Origin of the sequence: Roseobacter phycocola (assembly GCF_042055075.2) — a bacterium.
GTDB lineage: Bacteria > Pseudomonadota > Alphaproteobacteria > Rhodobacterales > Rhodobacteraceae > Roseobacter.
Genome location: NZ_CP194010.1, coordinates 3,699,453 through 3,717,388 on the forward strand (window position 1 = coordinate 3,699,453; position 17,936 = coordinate 3,717,388).

Below are 17,936 nucleotides of genomic sequence, written 5' to 3' on the forward strand. Positions count from 1 at the left end.
AGACATGTCCCAGACCGGCCTCCCCGCGCGCAGAAGCGCTGTTTACCTGTTGGATCAGGTGCTGGGAGAAGGGCGGCTGATGTCCGAACTGCTCGCCGGTGGCGCGCTTGACAGGCTGGAGCCCGAAGACCGCGCCCGCGCAGCCCGTCTGGCCATGGATACACTGCGTGGCCTCGAACGTGCTGACCGCATTCTGCAGAAGCATCTGTCAAAATATCCACCGCTGACGGTGCGCAATGCTTTGCGGGTTGGGGCTACGGAACTTTGTCACGGTGCCGCCGGTCACGGTGTGGTTAACGCGATGGTGGAACTCGTTGCGCGCCATAAGCGATATGGGCACCTGAAGGGCCTGACAAATGCGGTTCTGCGCAAAGTCGCAGCAGATGGGCCTGATGCCTGGAATGCCCTGCGCGCGCCCCGCCTGCCAAAGTGGCTGCGCGGCCCGCTGGTTGAGGCATGGGGGGCCGAGGCGATCGGCGCGATGGAAACGGCACATTTTGCGGGCGCTCCTCTGGACCTGACCGCAAAATCTGATGCCGCCGCTGTGGCCGCGGCGACAGGCGGCGAATTGCTGCCGACAGGCTCGGTCAGGGTCCGGGACGCAGGCCAGGTCTCTGCCATGCCAGGCTTTGCCGATGGCGACTGGTGGGTCCAGGATGCCGCCGCTGCGCTCGCCGTAAAAATCCTGTCTCCGGCACCGGGCGAACATGTGCTGGACCTGTGTGCAGCCCCCGGTGGCAAGACCATGCAGATCGCAGCATCCGGGGCCAGAGTGACGGCGGTGGACGATTCCGGGACCAGAATGAAACGTGTTCGTGAAAACCTGACACGCACCGGCCTCGTTGCCGAATTGCTGACGGCTGACGCCCGTGAGGTGACCGGCAGTTACGACGCCATCCTTCTGGATGCCCCGTGTTCCGCGACGGGTACGATCCGCCGCCACCCGGATCTGCCCCATGCCAAAGATGGTACCGAGTTTGGTGACCTTATTGAGCAGCAGGAAATACTGATCGATCACGCATGGTCTTTGCTGCCGCCGGGGGGGCGCCTTGTTTTCTGTACCTGCTCCTTGTTGCCCGACGAGGGCGAAGTTCAGGTCGAGGAAGCGCTGGCGCGGCACGTGGATATGACGTGCGATACACCGCTGTCAGAAGGGGTTGATGCCTCCTGGAAAACCGAAGAAGGCGGCCTGCGCCTGCGTCCCGACTATTGGGCGGACGCGGGTGGCATGGACGGATTTTACATGGCCTGCCTGCGGAAAGCTGCCTGACAGGACAAGGCCGTATTCCGGCATCCTGACAAATGCGGTGACTCGCAGACAGCCGCAGGCTATTATTGCCCCAACGCGCCGGCAGAGCGCAGCAAGGCAGAGTATCACATGTCCGGAACCCGCAGTTTCGCCACGAGAAAGGTGCAGTTTCTGAACCGCTGGCACGCATCACGCGCCGGCCGGATGAAAACGCGTGCTGTGGGGTTTGTGTCCTCACCTGAGCCCCGCACGATCGGCAGTTTTGCGCGCGGACGCCAGCTGATGGCGGGGAACTTCCTGTTTGCGGGTCATCTTGTCGAGCAGAAAGACGCGGAAATCTGGGATCTGCCGCTTCCCAATGCCGAGTTCGGGCAGGAGCTGCACGGTTTTGCCTGGCTGGATGATCTGGCAGCCGTCGGCGATATGCCCGCCAGGACGGCGGCTCAGAGATGGCTCTGGAGCTGGATTGAGCACTGTGGTCGCGGGCGTGGGGCGGGCTGGACGCCCGATCTGACCGGCAGACGGCTGATCCGCTGGATCAACCATGCCATCTTTGTGCTACGCGGGACGGAACCTGACCAAAGCCACGCCTTTTACGGCAGCCTGTTCCGGCAGACCCATTTTTTGTCCAGACGCTGGCATGGCGCTGCACCGGGGCTTCCCCGCATCGAAGCGCTCTGTGGGTTGATTTATGCTGGGCTTGCGCTGGAAGGAATGGAATCCGTGGCGCAGCCTGCGGTACGTGCGCTTGCCCGGGAATGCCGGATCCGGATTGATGAACAGGGTGGTCTGCCGACCCGCAATCCCGAGGAACTGCTGGAGGTCTTCACCCTGCTCAGCTGGACCGCTGCAGCCCTGGATGAAGCTGGTCATGGCATCCCGGAGGACCATACCGCCGCAATCGAACGCATTGCGCCCACACTCAGGACGCTGCGGCACGCAGATGGCGGGCTTGCGCGGTTCCACGGTGGGGGCCGCGGGGCGGAGGGCTGGCTCGATCATGCCCTGGCGCAGGCGCGGGTCCGCAACAGCCAGCCGGACGGGTTGTCCATGGGATATGCACGCTTGTCCGCCGGCCGGACCAGTGTGGTGGTTGATGCCTCGGTGCCACCTTCGGGTGCTGCGTCGTATAATGCGCATGCCTCGACGCTGGCGTTTGAGCTGACCTCGGGGCGCCGACCACTGATCGTCAACTGTGGTTCCGGACGGACGTTCGGGCCGGAATGGCGCAGGGCGGGCCGTGCCACGCCATCGCATTCGACGCTGTCGCTGGATGGGTATTCCAGTGCACGCCTTGGCGAGCAGGATGCCGGCACCGGGCGCGAACCCCTCATCGAAGGGCCGACACGGGTGCCGATAGAAATCGGCCACGCCAGTGACGGGTTGCGCTTTCAGAGTGGCCACAACGGGTTTGTGCCGACGCATGGCCTGACGCATGCGCGTACGCTGGAAATGACGTTTGACGGCCGGGGCCTGGCCGGTGAAGATATGCTGCTGGCGCTGGAAGACGGCGAAAAACGCCGGTTTGACCGGACAATGGATGCCGCCGGGCTCAGCGGTATTGCCTTTGACATCAGATTCCACCTGCATCCTGAGGTGGATGTCACCATCGATCTTGGGGGGGCTGCGGTTTCAATGGCGCTCAAGAGCGGGGAAATCTGGGTTTTCCGCCACGATGGGACGCAGAAACTGTCGTTGGAGCCCTCGGTTTATCTCGAAACCGGCCGTCTCAAGCCAAGAGGGTCAAATCAGATTGTCCTTTCCGGGCGGGCTATGTCATATGCGACGCGTATCCGCTGGTCCTTGTCCAAAGCGCAGGAAACTGCGATTGGCGTGCGGGATCTCAGCCTCGATACGCCTGACCTGACTGAATAGCTGCCACAAGGACCCCGACCTATGACCGATCTCGTACCGCTGCGCCGCGCGCTGCTTTCAGTATCTGACAAGACCGGGCTGGTCGAACTGGGTCAGGCGCTGGCGGCCAGAGGGGTCGAGCTTTTGTCGACGGGTGGCACAGCCCGCGCGCTGCGTGACGCCGGGCTGACCGTGACGGACGTATCTGAGGTCACCGGATTCCCCGAAATGATGGATGGCCGTGTCAAAACCCTGCACCCGGTTGTGCATGGCGGCCTGCTGGCCCTGCGCGACAACGATGCGCATGTGGCAGCCATGTCAGAGCACGGAATCGGTGCGATCGATCTGGTTGTGGTGAACCTCTACCCGTTCGAGGAAACTGTGACAAAGGGCGCGGAATATGCGGAAGTAATCGAAAACATAGACATCGGCGGCCCTGCGATGATCCGGTCGGCGGCAAAGAACCATGGGTTTGTGTCCGTTGTTGTGGATGTCGAGGATTATGCGCCGCTGATGGAAGAACTTGAGGCGCAGGACGGCCGGACGTCCTATGCACTGCGGCAGCGTCTGGCCCAGACGGCTTATGCGCGGACCGCAGCCTATGATACCGCCGTCAGCACATGGATGGCCGCTCAGGTCGGTGACACGCCGCGGCGGCGCACATTCGGGGGCCAGCTGGCGCAGACACTGCGCTATGGGGAAAACCCGCATCAGCAGGCTGCCTTCTACACGGACGGTTCCGCGGGGCCAGGCATTGCGACCGCGACACAGCACCAGGGCAAGGAACTGAGCTACAACAATATCAATGACACCGATGCGGCCTTTGAACTGGTGAGCGAGTTCGACCCGGCAGACGGGCCGGCCTGTGCCATCATCAAACACGCCAACCCTTGCGGTGTCGCGCGTGGCGCAACACTGGTCGAGGCCTATTCCCGTGCCTTCGACTGTGACCGGACTTCTGCATTTGGCGGGATCATTGCCCTGAACCAGCCGCTGGACGCAGAAACAGCCCGAGAGATCACAGGTATCTTTACCGAAGTTGTGATAGCACCTGGTGCCGACGCTGAGGCTGTGGATATTTTCAGCCAGAAGAAGAACCTGAGGTTGCTCACAACCGGCGGGCTCGGCGACCCGGCACGGGCTTCTATGGCGGTGCGTCAGGTTTCCGGTGGCTATCTGGTGCAGGACAAGGATGCCGGTCAAGTCATGCCGGATGATCTGAAAGTGGTTACCAGACGCGCGCCGACGGAGCAGGAAATGGCGGATCTGCTTTTTGCCTGGACCGTGGCCAAACATGTGAAATCCAATGCCATCATTTATGTCAAAGATGGCGCGACTGTGGGTGTCGGCGCAGGGCAGATGAGCCGTGTGGACAGCACACGGATTGCGGCCCGCAAGGCGCAGGACATGGCGGAGGCAATGGGTTTGCCGGCGCCCCTGACGGAAGGGTCGGTTGTGGCCTCGGATGCATTCTTTCCTTTTGCCGATGGCCTGATCACAGCTGCCGGTGCCGGGGCCACCGCGCTCATTCAGCCGGGAGGTTCCATGCGTGATGACGAGGTTATTGCTGCTGCGGACGAAGCAGGTCTCGCAATGGTCTTCACCGGCATGCGCCATTTCCGCCACTAGGAGACGCCGATGCGGCTCATTGCCCTGACAGCTCTTGTGGCTTTCGCGCTGGATCAGATCAGCAAATATCTCGTGATCCATGTGATGGAGCTGTGGCGTATCCGGTCTGTCGATGTTTTTCCGCCGCTGCTGAATTTTCGGTACGGCGAAAACCGGGGCATCAATTTCGGCCTGTTTGGTGAGGGGTCGGAAGCGAGCCGCTGGATTCTGGTCGGACTTGCTGTGGTTATCTGTGGCGGTGTTCTGATCTGGGCTGCGCGGATATCGCTGGGTCGTGTTGCGCGGATTGGTGCGGGGTTGCTGGTCGGGGGAGCTCTGGCCAATGTGCTGGACCGTCTGATCTATGGCTATGTGCTGGATTTCCTGAATATGTCGTGTTGCGGCATCACAAATCCGTTCGTGTTCAATGTGGCAGATATCTTTATTTTCGCCGGTGCCATTGCGCTGGTTTTCTTTGCTCCGGATGAGAAGAAACAGGCGGAAAAAGGGCAGTGACATTGCCTGCATGCCTGTCGTATCAAAGGCATTACACTGAGGAGACACAGCATGCACCGTCCGGTGGCCCTGATACTGATTGCGACACTGCTGAGCGCCTGCGCCAACACCGGCCTGCGCGAGCTGAGATCGGACGGTACGGGCCCGGATGAATTTCTGGTGGAGCCGAAAGCCGAGCTGCAGACCCCCGATGATCTGACAGCACTGCCGACGCCGACACCGGGGCAGGGCAATCTGACCGACAATGACCCGGTGGGCGATGCGATTGTTGCCCTGGGTGGCCGGCCGACGGACCCGAATGCCGGCGTTCCCGGAGCGGATGGAGCCCTGGTGACGGCGGCTTCTCGGTTTGGTGTGACCCCATCCATCCGGTCGGAGCTTGCCGCTGAGGACGAAGAGTTCCGCCGCAGGCAGGCGCGCTTCACCCAGATCAGGCTCTTTCCGCAGGACCGGTACAACGAAGCTTACCGCGGCCAGGCGCTGGACCCTGATGAAACAGCTGAACTCTGGCGTCAGGCCGGCGCACGCACACCTTCTTTCCCGCCGCAGTTTTGATCGTTGCAGCCATCGCGCTGTAACATTCCTGCCAGCCTGACTTGAACAGGACGCGTTACGGCGTACCTGTGTCCCATCCACGCGCCCTGACATACCGGAGACCCCTGATGTTCAAAACTGCCCTGCGCGCCGCTTTACTCGCGCTCCTGCCTGCTTCTCTGGCCGCGAACGAAGATGCGGTGACCACGTTTGAGCTGGACAACGGGATGCAGGTTGTAGTGGTCGAAGATCACCGGGCGCCGGTGGTGCAGCATATGGTCTGGTACCGTGCGGGATCGGCGGATGAACCGCCCGGATCATCGGGTGTGGCGCATTTCCTCGAACACCTGCTGTTCAAAGCGACTGACACGCTGGAAGCAGGCGAGCTTTCGGCGACCGTGGCGCGCAACGGAGGCCGCGACAATGCGTTCACGTCGTATGACTATACTGCCTATTTTCAGCGTGTGGCCGCGGATCGTCTGGAGCTGATGATGCGGATGGAGGCGGATCGCATGCGTAATATCCGCCTGACTGAAGAAAACATCCTGACGGAACGGGATGTGATCATTGAAGAACGCAATCAGCGCACCGAAAACAGCGCGGGGGCACTCTTTGGCGAGCAGGTCGGTGCAGCGCAGTTTCTGAACCACCGGTACGGCCAACCGATTATCGGATGGATGCACGAAATGCAGACGCTCGATATGCAGGATGCTCTGACTTTTTATGACATTTACTATTCGCCGAACAATGCGATCCTGGTGGTGTCCGGCGACGTAACGCCCGAAGAAGTGCGACGGCTGGCAGAGAAATATTATGGTGTCATTCCGGCCAATCCGGATCTCCCGGAGCGGGTACGGACCGAGGAGCCGCCACAGACCGCTGAGCGGCGTCTGATCTTTCGCGACGCGCGGGTGGCACAGCCATATGTGCGCCGGTCCTACCTTGCGCCCGAGCGTGACCCGGGCGACCAGGAAACGGCGGCGGCTCTGACGATGCTGGCCGAAATCCTTGGTGGCGGGCAGACGTCCTTTCTGACTGAAGAACTTCAGTTCAACAGCCAGATCGTCACGTTTTCCGGCGCGTTCTACCGGGGTGTTTCGCTGGACGACACGACCTTCAACGTCATCGTTGTTCCCACGCCGACGGTGTCTTTGCAGGAAGCCGAAGACGCCATGGACGCCGCAATTGCCAAATTCCTCGAAGAGGGCCCGGACCCGGAACAGCTTGAGCGTATCAAACTGCAGATCCGGGCTGAACTGATCTATGAGCGGGATGATGTCGACAGGATTGCGAACCGGTATGGTCAGGCGCTGACATCGGGTCTGACGGTTGAGGATGTGCAGGCATGGCCGGACATTTTGCAGGCTGTGACCGAAGAAGACATTCTGCAGGCTGCCCGCGATCTTTTTGACAGGCGCGCTTCAGTCACAGGCTGGCTGATGCGTGAGGAGGTGACCCAATGATCCGTTTTGTTGTCGCGCTGTTTACTGCGCTCGTGATGAGCTTTCCGGCTGCTGCGGCCGTCGATATTAAGGAAGTTAAGTCGCCTGGCGGGCTCACGGCATGGCTCGTTGAGGATCATTCCATTCCCTTTGCGGCTCTTGAAATTCGTTTCCGCGGGGGGGCATCCTTGGACGCCCCGGGCAAGCGTGGCGCCATCGCCCTGATGTCCTATCTGCTGGACGAGGGTGCCGGTGATCTCGATGCGCGCGCCTTTGCACGCGCTTCTGAGTCGCTGGCTTCCTCTTTCGGTTTTGATATCAGCGATGATGAACTCTCGGTCTCTGCCCGATTTCTGACGGAGAACCGCGAGGCCTCTCTGGAATTGCTGCGCTCGGCACTGCTGGAGCCCCGGTTTGATGCGGACGCGATTGAGCGCGTCCGTGCACAGGTGCTCTCCGGTATCCGATCGGACGCCAAAGACCCCAACGCAATCGCCGGGCGCACAATGGACGGTATCATCTGGGGTGATCACCCCTACGCCACTGCCCTTGAAGGTACTGAGGAAAGCGTTGCAGCCCTGACCCGCGAGGATCTCGTGGTGGCTCACCGGGCTATCTTTGCGCGTGACCGGATTTACATTGGTGCGGTCGGAGACATCACCGAAGAAGAACTTTCGTCCCTCATGGATGCGCTGCTGGGTGATCTGCCGGAAGCGGGCGCGCCGATGCCGCCCCGTGCCGAGATCGATATTCCCGGCGGCACCACCGTTGTGCCGTTCGAAACTCCACAGTCGGTGGCGATTTTTGGACAGGCGGGCATCAAACAGGATGATCCGGATTATTTCACGGCAGCCGTGCTGAACCGTATTCTCGGTGGTGGTTCATTCGAAAGCCGTCTGATGAACGAAGTGCGTGAAAAGCGTGGTCTGACTTATGGTGTGTACTCGTACCTTGCTCCCAAGGACCTGGGAGAGGTGTATATGGGCTCCGTCAGTTCGGCGAATGACCGGATCGCTGAGGCGATTGGTGTTATCCGTTCGGAATGGCAGCGCGCCGCTGACGAGGGGGTAACGCCCGAAGAGCTCGCAAATGCTAAAACGTATATGACGGGGGCATATCCGCTGCGGTTTGACGGAAACGCCCGGATCGCCCGCATTATTGTTGGGATGCAGATGCTGGGACTGCCGATTGACTACATTGCGACGCGGAATGACAAAGTAGAGGCAGTTACCCTGGAAGATGTGCGGCGTGTGGCCGCCAAACTGCTGGACCCGGAAGGGCTGCACTTTGTGGTAGTGGGACAGCCGGAAGGTGTTGAAACCACAGCCGCCAACTGAACCGTTATCAGAATGAGACGCTGTCGCGTCACGCGATGTCCCCTGACCTGAACGGTCCGGGTGTGGGCGGCGGCTGATTATTCGCCGTAAGGGATCCAGACGTTTTTCACCTCTGTTGCTGCGTCCAGGAACTCCCGGCCCTGACCTGCGGGGCCCATCCAGTCGCGTGCCATACCGTTGTTCACCCAGGTGCGTTTCAGGTTGCCTGCTGAGGCACGTTCTGTGATTGCAGAGAATTCCGCTGCGCCAAAGCTCCAGACTGCATTGATGTCCAGGTGGCCTGCCATGGTATCCGCGACATCTGTGTGCGAGCCGGTGAGAATGTTCACCACACCTGCGGGAACGTCAGAGGTTTCGAGCACCTGGATGAAATCAGTTGCCGCCAGTGGGAAGGGCTCCGAAGCGGACAGGATCACGCGGTTGCCCATTGCCATGGCCGGGGCCATGCAGGAGATGAGGCCCAGGAGGGGCGCTTCGGCGGAGCAGAGAGCACCGATAACGCCCACCGGTTCCCGCATCGCAAGAGCAACGCCGCGCATCGGCACGCCATGCACCTGACCATCAAACTTGTCCGCCCAGGCCGCATAGGTAAAGAGACGGCTGACTGCGGCGTCGACCTCTGCCGCGCCGGTTTTACCGCCCTGCATTCCATCAAGACGCCGGACGAATTCTGTGCGGCGCGCACTGAGGTTTTCGGCGAGATAATAGAGGATCTGTGCGCGCAGATGCCCGGTGGTTTTTGACCAGGAAGCGGCCGCATTTGCCGCCTCTGCCGCATTGCGCACGTCTTTGCGGTTGGCACAGGAGGCGTGCCCCAGCAATGCGCCGCTTCTGGACCAGACCGCGCGGGAATAACCGCTGTCGGGGCGTGCCTGTTTGCCGCCGATATAGAGCTTTGCCGTCCGGTCCAGCGGATCGGCTGGTGCACCATCGCCGGTGTATGCAACCGGCTGTCGGAGTTTGCGGCTGCGTTCCTTTGGGCGTGTATAGCCTGCAAGGCCTTCCCACCCGCCTTCGCGTCCGAAACCGCTTTCCCGGACGCCTCCGAAGCCGGCCGCGGCGTCCATCATGTTGGTGCAATTGACCCAGACAATCCCTGCAGCAAGCTTCGGCGCCATATCCAGCGCGAGATTGATGTTCTCGCTCCAGACAGATGCCGCCAGGCCATACCGCGTGTTGTTGGCCAGCGAGACTGCCTCGGACGGTGTTCTGAAGGTGCAGGACACCAGCACAGGGCCGAATATTTCTTCCTGCATCAGCGTATCGGCGGGATTCAGGCCGGTGATCAGGGTCGGCGGGTAAAAACAGCCTTCAACCGGCATGTCCACCGCGGCAACGTGGGTTTCGCCTGCTGTGTTGGCGTCTACCAGCGCAGAGATTGCTGCATGCTGCACCGGATCGACGATGGCACCGACATCAATGCTTTTGTCCAGCGGACTGCCCAGCCGGAGCTTGTCCATGCGGGCGCGCAGTTTGGCATGGAAGGCATCGGCAACCGGTTCATGCACGAGCAGCCGCGAACCCGCGCAGCAGACCTGTCCCTGGTTAAACCAGATCGCATCCACCAGACCCTCGACGGCACTGTCCAGATCAGCATCATCAAAAACAATGTAAGGGGATTTACCCCCGAGCTCGAGCGTCAGAGCCTTGCCGCTCCCGGCAGTGGCTTCACGAATGCGGCGACCGACGGCAGTGGAGCCGGTAAAGGCAATCTTGTCGACATCTGCCGCAACGATCATCTCGCCCACCGACCCATCGCCTGTCACGAAGTTGATCACCCCTTTGGGCAGACCCGCCTGACGGCAGATATCCGCAAATAGCAGGGCGGTCAGGGATGTGTATTCCGCCGGTTTCAGCACCACCGTGTTGCCCATCGCGAGGGCCGGAGCAATTTTCCAGGCCAGCATCAGGAGCGGGAAATTCCATGGAATGATCTGCCCGCAGACACCAAGGGCGCGGCGATCGGGCAGCTCCTCTTCCATCAGCTGCGCCATGCCCGCGTGGAAATAGAAATGCCGCTGTGCCAGCGGGATGTCGATATCCCGGCTTTCGCGGATGGGCTTGCCATTGTCCATCGTTTCGAGAACGGCAAAAAGGCGGCTGTGTTTCTGCAGCAGCCGCGCAAGGGCATAGAGGTAACGCGCGCGGCCCGGGCCGCCCAGTTTTTCCCACCGGGGCTGAGCCTTACGGGCTGCGGCAACGGCGGCATCGACATCGGCCTGCGTGCCCTGTGTCAGCGTCGCCAGCACCTCTCCGGTCGCGGGGTTGCGGCTGTCAAATCCGTCGACGGGCTGTGTGAAGGCGCCATCAATAAAGTGACCGAACCGATCGCCCCGATCGACCAGCCAGGCCAGCGCCTCAGCGGCACTTTCGGGTGCCTCGCCATAGTCCATCGTTTCAAAGATTTCAGAGACAGTCATTGCTTGTCCTTTCCGCGGGTCGTCAGCCGGCAGCATGGCGGTAGCCGGCGGAATACGTGCCGGTCACGTGGTGTTCGAGCTGACGCTCGATGTCATTCAGCAGGGACGAGGCCCCAAAGCGGAACAGATCGGGCTGCAGCCAGCGATCGCCCAGTTCTTCTTTCATCAGCGCAAGATAAGTGATCGCGTCCTTGGCCTTTGAGATGCCGCCCGCAGGCTTGTATCCGACACGGTAGCCTGTGCGCCCGAAGTATTCGCGGATGGCCCGTATCATGACCAGCGACACAGGCAGCGTGGCATTCACGCTTTCCTTGCCGGTCGAGGTCTTGATGAAATCTGCTCCGGCCATCATGCAGATCACAGAAGCCCGCGCTACATTGCGCAGGGATCCCAGTTCCCCTGTGGCAAGGATGGCTTTGACATGCGCCTCTCCACAGGCGGCCCGGAACGCGCGCATCTCGTCATACAGTGCCTGCCAGTTTCCGGACAGAACATGCCGGCGCGAAATGACGATATCAATTTCCGCAGCACCGGCTTTGACGCTCTCTTCGATCTCTGCAATCCGCAGATGGAAAGGCGACAGGCCGGCCGGAAAACCGGTGCTGACCGCTGCGACCGGAATGCCGGTGCCCTGAAGTGCCGTGACCGCCGCCGGGATCATATCGTGGTAGACGCAGACCGCCCCGGTTGTGATCGGTCCCATTCCCAATGCATCAAGTGTGCGTTGTGCAACGGGTTGTCTGGCCTTTGAGCACAGCCGCTGCACGCGCCGGCTTGTGTCATCACCGGACAGGGTTGTCAGATCAATACAGGTCACCGCCCGCAGCAGCCAGGCGGCCTGATGGGCCTTTTTGACCGACCGGCGCGCGGGGAGCTGTGCAGCGCGGCGTTCAATGGCCGATGTGTTGGCCTGCAGGCTCAGAACCCAGTCCATGTCGAGTTCAGTACCCGGATTGCGGGGTTCTGTGACCTGTGGCAACTGGTGTGCAGCGGCCAGAGCGGCCGTATCGGTTGTATGGCTTTGCATGATTGTGCCTTTAAGGAAGCTGCGTCAAAAATCGCATGCGTGAAGCGCCTTGGCAAGGCGCAGCCGCCGATATCGCGCAGGGATGCCGGAGCGTCAGCTGCCCCGGTAGGTTGAATATCCGAACGGCGACAGCAGCAGAGGCACGTGATAATGAGCATCTTCGTCAGAGATACCAAAGCGGATCGGAATACCGTCGAGAAACCGAGGCTCTTCGGGCGGGACACCTGCAGCGTCGAGATACGGCCCTGTCTCGAAGATCATCTCGTAGCTGCCCGCTTTGAATTTACCGGCCGGCAGAATGGGCGCGTCCGTCCGGCCATCGCTGTTTGTGACGGCTTCGGCGATTTTGCGATGGCTGTTGCCAGACACACGATAGAGCAGGATGCGGATGCCTTCCGCGGGCATACCACGGGCTGTGTCCAGAACATGTGTTGTCAGATAACCTTCGGGCATTGGCCTGCCTCCATCATTGTCTGTGGCACCCTGCCTTTGCCTGTTGCGAATTGCAACGCGCCGTGTAGTCAGTAATGAATAGAACTGACCTGTCAGGAGTTTTCCGCGTGAACCGCTACCCCCGTGATTTCAATGGATACGGCGCAACCCCACCGGATGCTGCATGGCCCGGTGGTGCCAGGATCGCCGTTCAGTTCGTGGTGAACTATGAAGAAGGCGGCGAGAACTGCCTGCTGCATGGGGACGCCGCCTCCGAAGCGTTCCTGTCCGAAATCGTGGGCGCACAGCCCTGGCCCGGCCAGCGTCACTGGAACATGGAATCTATCTATGATTACGGCGCGCGTGCGGGTTTCTGGCGTCTGCACCGTCTTTTCACCGGTGCGCGCATTCCGGTCACAGTCTATGGCGTCGCCTCTGCACTTGCGCGTGCGCCCGAACAGGTCGAGGCGATGCAGCAGGCAGGCTGGGAAATTGCAAGCCATGGGCTGAAGTGGATCGACTATAAAGACCACTCGCCCGAAGCTGAAACGGCTGACATGGCCGAGGCCATCCGGCTGCATACCGAAGTTACAGGTGCCGCACCGCGCGGCTGGTACACAGGCCGGTGTTCGGAGAATACCGTCGCACTGGCCGCCGAAACCGGGCAGTTCGACTACATCTCGGACACCTATGACGATGACCTGCCGTACTGGACCAGGATCGGATCGCGCGATCAGCTTATCATTCCCTATACGCTCGACTGCAACGACATGCGCTTTGCTACGCCCCAGGGGTTTAATTCCGGGGACCAGTTCTTTGCTTATCTGCGGGACACCTTCGATGCGCTCTATGCCGAAGGCGCGGAAGGTTCCGCAAAAATGATGTCGGTTGGCCTGCACTGCCGGCTGATCGGGCGACCAGGGCGCATCCGGGCGCTGCAGAAGTTCATCGGGTATATTCAGACGTTTGAGGGCGTCTGGTGTCCGCGGCGGATCGATATCGCCGAACACTGGGCCGCGCAGCATCCGCCCGTGGACCGCAGCCGTCCCTCGCAGATGGACAAAGGGCTTTTTGTTGATCGGTTCGGCGGCATCTTTGAGCATTCCGCCTGGATCGCCGAACGGGCCTTTGCGCTGGAGCTGGGTCCCGCACATGACAGTGCGGCGGGGCTGCATTCAGCCATGGCACGCGTCTTCCGCAGCGCGTCGGATGCAGAACGTCTGGCGGTCCTGCAAGCGCACCCTGACCTTGCCGGAAAACTCGCAGCTGCACGCCGTCTGACCGCTGACAGCACGCAGGAACAGGCAAGCGCCGGGCTGGATGCGCTCACAGACGCGGAACGCACGCAGTTTGAAAAACTGAACGCGGATTATGTGGCAAAACACGGTTTTCCTTTCATCATTGCCGTACGAGATCACGACAAGGCGGGCATTCTGAAGGCCTTTCACCGCCGGATTGAACATGACACCGGCGAAGAGTTTGACGAGGCCTGCCGCCAGGTCGAACGGATTGCGCGACTGCGGCTGGAGGCAATTCTGTGAGCTACGCGTTCCCCCCCGGCGGCCTGCCGGATCAGACACACAACCCGGAAGGCACCGCCGTTTTCACGGAGAGCTACGCGGTTCTGCCCGCCATCACACAGCGCGATATCGTGACAAGCTTTCTGCCGGGGTGGCAGAATACGCGGGTCTGGGTTCTGGCGCGGCCTCTTTCGGGCTTCGCTGAAACGTTCTCTCAGTATGCGGTTGAAATGGACCCCGAAGGGGGCAGTGCGACACCGGAACCCGATGTACACGCCCAGGCGGTCATCTTTGTGGCCGAGGGCACCGCACGGCTGACACTGGGCCAGGACTTTTATGATCTGCGCCCTGGCAGCTATGCATACATTCCGCCCAGTGCGGTCTGGACGCTCTGGAACACGGGCAGCACGCCCTGCCGGTTCCACTGGATCCGAAAGAAGTTCGAACCTGCCGACGGCATCAGCGTGCCGGAGGCGCTGGTGACCCACGACAATGAAGTACCCGCCGTCGCAATGCCACACAGCGAAGGTAAGTGGGCAACCCAGCGTTTTCTGGATCCTCTTGATATCAATTATGATTTTCATGTGAACATCGTCACGTTCCAGCCCGGTGGCCGCATCCCATTCGCCGAAACGCATGTGATGGAACACGGTCTCTATGTTCTGCAGGGCACCGCCGAATACCTTCTGAACAAGGACTGGGTGTCTGTCGGGCCGGGAGACTTCCTCTGGTTGCGCGCCTTTTGCCCCCAGGCCTGCATCGCGACCGGGTCGGAGCCATTCCGCTACCTGCTTTACAAAGACGTCAACCGTCACGCGCGCCTGTGATCCTCCGCATCCATACCCAGCCGCTTACGGCACAGGCCTTTGCGCCCTTTGGCGATGTGCTCGACTGCTCAGATGCACCGGACCGGATGATCAACGCCGGTCTGTGCGGGCGCCACCACGACCGGGCGCGCCTGTCTTTCGGAGAGAGGGGGCGCGCGGGTATCAGCCTGTTCAATGCCGAACCGCGCAGCTTACCTTACGAATTCAACCTGCTCGAACGTCATCCCGAAGGCAGCCAGGCCTTTCTGCCGATGACGTCCAACCCGTTTCTGGTGATCGTCGCGCCCGATGAAAATGGCCGTCCCGGCACACCTTCTGCATTCCTGACGGCACCGCATCAGGGCGTGAATTTTTACGCAGGCACCTGGCATGGTGTGCTCACCCCGCTGGCAGCGCCCGGAATTTTCGCAGTTGTAGACCGTATCGGCGATACGCCCAACCTTGATGAGGTTTTGCTTGATCCGCCGGTTGTTGTGGTTTCATAACGGGCGGGACCCGCAAAAAGCGGGCGTAAAAAAACGACAGGGACAGAAGATGACAGATCGTACAGCGGGCGTTTACAGCGACCCGGACCAGACCCCACCGCTGGCGCAGGCAGTTCCGCTCGGACTGCAGCACGTGCTGGCGATGTTTGCCTCCAATGTGACACCTTCCATTATCGTCGCCGGTGCCGCGGGCCTTGCGTTTGGCGGGCCCGAACAGGTGTACCTCATCCAGATGGCGATGCTGTTCGCCGGGATTGCCACATTGTTTCAGACAGTTGGCATAGGCCCGATCGGCGCCCGTCTTCCGATCATGCAGGGCACCAGTTTCGCTTTTGTTGGTGTTCTGGCCGGGGTTGCCGCCACGCAAGGCCTCAGTGTCGCGCTGAGTGCCTGTATTATCGGCGGCGTTGTTCACTTTATTCTTGGCGGGTTTATCCGGCACCTGCGCTGGCTTTTCCCCCCGCTTGTCACGGGTCTCGTCATCCTCGCAATCGGTCTTTATCTGATTCCGGTCGCGATCAAATATGCAGCCGGTGGTGCGGCAAAGTTCCAGATGGAGGCTGAAAGTTTCGGCTCTCTGATGCACTGGTCTGTCGCACTTTCCGTCGTCATCGTTGCGCTGATCCTGAAGTTCTTCACCAAAGGCACGCTGTCAAATGCCGCCATTCTGGTGGGGCTGATCGTCGGATATCTGCTGGCTCTCGTGATGGGTATGGTGAACTTCGCACCCGTCGCGAATGCCAGCTGGTTCACGGCTATCACGCCACTGCCCTACGGATTTGAATTCTCGCTGGGCGCTGTGATCGCCGTGACGCTGGTGTCCATTGTCTCGGCGATTGAAACCGTTGGGGATGCGTCCGCCACGACCAAGGCCGGCGCGGGGCGCGAAGCAACGGACGAGGAAATCGCCGGCGCGACCTATGCAGACGGTCTCGGGACGGCTGTCGCAGGCGTCTTTGGGGGCCTGCCGAACACCTCCTTCAGCCAGAATGTCGGCATCGTCGGTATGACCGGCATTATGAGCCGCCACGTTGTCACCATCGGTGCCATCGTATTGATCCTCTGCGGTTTGGTGCCAAAGATCGGTGCCGTCATCGCCTCAATGCCGCTGCCGGTGCTTGGCGGCGGTGTGATCGTGATGTTCGGCATGGTTGCCGCGGCAGGGCTCAATGTTCTGAGCGAAATTGAGATGAACCGCCGGAACATGGTGATCATCGCGGTGTCACTTGCTGCGGGTCTCGGCCTCAATCTTGTGCCAACGGCCGTTCAGTATCTGCCAGGTGTTGTCAAAACCCTCGCAACATCCGCTGTGGCCCCCACAGCCCTTGTTGCGATCGTGCTGAACCTTGTCCTGCCGGAAGAGATCTGACCAGGTTCTTCTGGCTTTAAATATCCCCGCCGGAGGCACCCGACCGTGCCACCGGCGACATGCCCGAAACAGATGAGGACCACACGACATGTATGACTTTGCTGTCATGGCCGCCTGGATCGAATTCGGCGTTCGCTGGCTGCACGTCATTACGGCGATCGCGTGGATCGGGTCATCGTTCTACTTCATTGCGCTTGATCTTGGTCTGCACCGCGACAGGAACCTCTCCTCCGGTGCAGATGGTGAGGAATGGCAGGTGCATGGCGGCGGGTTCTATCATATCCAGAAATACCTTGTTGCGCCTGAAAACATTCCGGACGGCCTGATCTGGCATAAATGGCAGAGCTATTGGACGTGGATCAGCGGTTTTGCCCTTCTGGTGCTCGTCTATTATCTCGGCGCTGAATTTTACCTGATTGATCCGGCGGTCATGGATTTGTCTGCCTGGCAGGCAGTCGGCATCTCGCTGGTGTCGCTGGCTTTTGGCTGGATCGCATACACAACGCTGTGCCGCGTATTCGTTGATGCGGATCAGACTGTTCTGATGGTGGCTCTGTTTGCGGTCCTGGTGGCGATGTCCTGGTTTTATACCCAGGTGTTCTCCGGCCGGGCGGCGATGCTGCACCTTGGGGCGTTCACGGCAACGATCATGAGCGCCAATGTCTTCATGATCATTATCCCCAACCAGAAAATTGTGGTGGCCGATCTGATGGCCGGCCGGACCCCGGACGCAAAATACGGGAAAATCGCCAAACAGCGCAGCACGCACAACAATTACCTGACGCTGCCGGTGATCTTCCTGATGCTGTCTAACCACTACCCGCTGGCGTTTGCGACGCAGAATACCTGGATCATCGCCAGCCTTGTCTTTCTGATGGGTGTCACCATCCGGCACTATTTCAACTCCATCCACGCCCGGCAGGGAAATCCGCACTGGACCTGGGCGGTGACCGCTCTGATTTTTATCGCCATTATGTGGCTTTCAACCGCTCCGATGAGTGGTGCAGAAACCGATGAGGCGCACGGGGATGCGGTCCGCTATGCCGAAGCGCCTGGATTTGATGATGTGCAGGATATCGTGCTGGGCAGGTGCTCCATGTGTCATGCCGCAGAACCTGTCTGGGACGGCCTCCTGTGGGCACCAAAGGGGGTACGCCTTGAAACGGCCTATGACATCACGCGGCACGCGCGGGATATCTACCTCCAGGCTGGAGTCAGCCATGCCATGCCACCCGCCAACCTGTCCTGGATGGAAGACGCAGAACGGGCGCTGATTGTTGCGTGGTACAAGGCGGCGTCTGACATCTGACACACCG

15 protein-coding genes are annotated in these 17,936 nt (G+C 60.6%); 12 read left to right on the forward strand and 3 right to left on the reverse strand.

Annotation, left to right across the window (positions count from 1 at the left end; translation table 11 throughout):
- Window positions 1–4: 4 nt before the first annotated feature.
- The 7 genes from AB4K19_RS18335 to AB4K19_RS18365 all read left to right on the forward strand — a co-directional run bounded on the left by AB4K19_RS18335 (window position 5) and on the right by AB4K19_RS18365 (window position 8,540).
- Window positions 5–1,270: an RsmB/NOP family class I SAM-dependent RNA methyltransferase gene (locus AB4K19_RS18335; protein WP_436398497.1), complete on the forward strand. Its 1,266-nt coding sequence runs from the start codon at window positions 5–7 to the stop codon at window positions 1,268–1,270.
- 108 nt (window positions 1,271–1,378) lie between these two features.
- Window positions 1,379–3,124: a heparinase II/III family protein gene (locus tag AB4K19_RS18340; protein WP_436398499.1), complete on the forward strand. Its 1,746-nt coding sequence runs from the start codon at window positions 1,379–1,381 to the stop codon at window positions 3,122–3,124.
- A gap of 21 nt (window positions 3,125–3,145) precedes the next feature.
- Window positions 3,146–4,732, forward strand: a complete 1,587-nt coding sequence (purH, locus tag AB4K19_RS18345; protein WP_375229693.1) for a bifunctional phosphoribosylaminoimidazolecarboxamide formyltransferase/IMP cyclohydrolase — start codon at window positions 3,146–3,148, stop codon at window positions 4,730–4,732.
- Window positions 4,733–4,741: 9 nt separating this feature from the next.
- Window positions 4,742–5,227 carry a signal peptidase II gene (lspA, locus tag AB4K19_RS18350; RefSeq protein ID WP_375229694.1) on the forward strand — a complete coding sequence of 162 codons (486 nt, stop codon included), beginning with the start codon at window positions 4,742–4,744 and terminating at the stop codon, window positions 5,225–5,227.
- A gap of 51 nt (window positions 5,228–5,278) precedes the next feature.
- Window positions 5,279–5,782, forward strand: coding sequence for a DUF3035 domain-containing protein (locus tag AB4K19_RS18355; RefSeq protein ID WP_375229695.1), 504 nt, complete (start codon window positions 5,279–5,281; stop codon window positions 5,780–5,782).
- Window positions 5,783–5,889: 107 nt separating this feature from the next.
- A complete protein-coding gene (locus tag AB4K19_RS18360) occupies window positions 5,890–7,224 on the forward strand; it encodes a M16 family metallopeptidase (protein WP_375229696.1) in 1,335 nt (444 codons plus the stop codon).
- On the forward strand, window positions 7,221–8,540 hold the full coding sequence (locus tag AB4K19_RS18365) for a M16 family metallopeptidase (RefSeq protein WP_436398501.1): 1,320 nt from the start codon (window positions 7,221–7,223) through the stop codon (window positions 8,538–8,540). The genes AB4K19_RS18360 and AB4K19_RS18365 overlap by 4 nt, the downstream gene beginning before the upstream one ends.
- Window positions 8,541–8,617: 77 nt before the next feature.
- On the opposite strand, the gene AB4K19_RS18370 is transcribed toward AB4K19_RS18365, so the two are convergent.
- The 3 genes from AB4K19_RS18370 to uraH form a co-directional block, all read right to left on the reverse strand.
- Window positions 8,618–10,960 carry an aldehyde dehydrogenase family protein gene (locus AB4K19_RS18370; protein WP_375229697.1) on the reverse strand — a complete coding sequence of 781 codons (2,343 nt, stop codon included), beginning with the start codon at window positions 10,958–10,960 and terminating at the stop codon, window positions 8,618–8,620.
- Between the two features lie 22 nt (window positions 10,961–10,982).
- Complete coding sequence (deoC, locus tag AB4K19_RS18375; protein ID WP_436398504.1) at window positions 10,983–11,987, reverse strand: deoxyribose-phosphate aldolase; 1,005 nt, start codon at window positions 11,985–11,987, stop codon at window positions 10,983–10,985.
- Window positions 11,988–12,080: 93 nt separating this feature from the next.
- The gene (gene uraH, locus AB4K19_RS18380; RefSeq protein WP_375229698.1) at window positions 12,081–12,440 is read right to left on the reverse strand and encodes a hydroxyisourate hydrolase; all 360 of its coding nucleotides are present in this window, start codon (window positions 12,438–12,440) and stop codon (window positions 12,081–12,083) included.
- Window positions 12,441–12,547: 107 nt separating this feature from the next.
- On the opposite strand from uraH, the gene puuE reads away from it, so the two are divergent.
- The 5 genes from puuE (at window position 12,548) to AB4K19_RS18405 (ending at window position 17,929) form a co-directional block, all read left to right on the forward strand.
- Window positions 12,548–13,960: an allantoinase PuuE gene (gene puuE, locus AB4K19_RS18385; RefSeq protein ID WP_436398505.1), complete on the forward strand. Its 1,413-nt coding sequence runs from the start codon at window positions 12,548–12,550 to the stop codon at window positions 13,958–13,960.
- Window positions 13,957–14,766: a bifunctional allantoicase/(S)-ureidoglycine aminohydrolase gene (locus AB4K19_RS18390; RefSeq protein ID WP_436398506.1), complete on the forward strand. Its 810-nt coding sequence runs from the start codon at window positions 13,957–13,959 to the stop codon at window positions 14,764–14,766. Before puuE ends, AB4K19_RS18390 begins: the two co-directional genes overlap by 4 nt.
- Window positions 14,763–15,251, forward strand: a complete 489-nt coding sequence (locus AB4K19_RS18395) for an ureidoglycolate lyase (RefSeq protein WP_375229700.1) — start codon at window positions 14,763–14,765, stop codon at window positions 15,249–15,251. Before AB4K19_RS18390 ends, AB4K19_RS18395 begins: the two co-directional genes overlap by 4 nt.
- 49 nt (window positions 15,252–15,300) lie before the next feature.
- On the forward strand, window positions 15,301–16,620 hold the full coding sequence (locus tag AB4K19_RS18400; protein ID WP_375229701.1) for a uracil-xanthine permease family protein: 1,320 nt from the start codon (window positions 15,301–15,303) through the stop codon (window positions 16,618–16,620).
- Between the two features lie 88 nt (window positions 16,621–16,708).
- Window positions 16,709–17,929, forward strand: a complete 1,221-nt coding sequence (locus tag AB4K19_RS18405) for a urate hydroxylase PuuD (RefSeq protein ID WP_375229702.1) — start codon at window positions 16,709–16,711, stop codon at window positions 17,927–17,929.
- The last annotated feature ends 7 nt before the right edge of the window (window positions 17,930–17,936 follow it).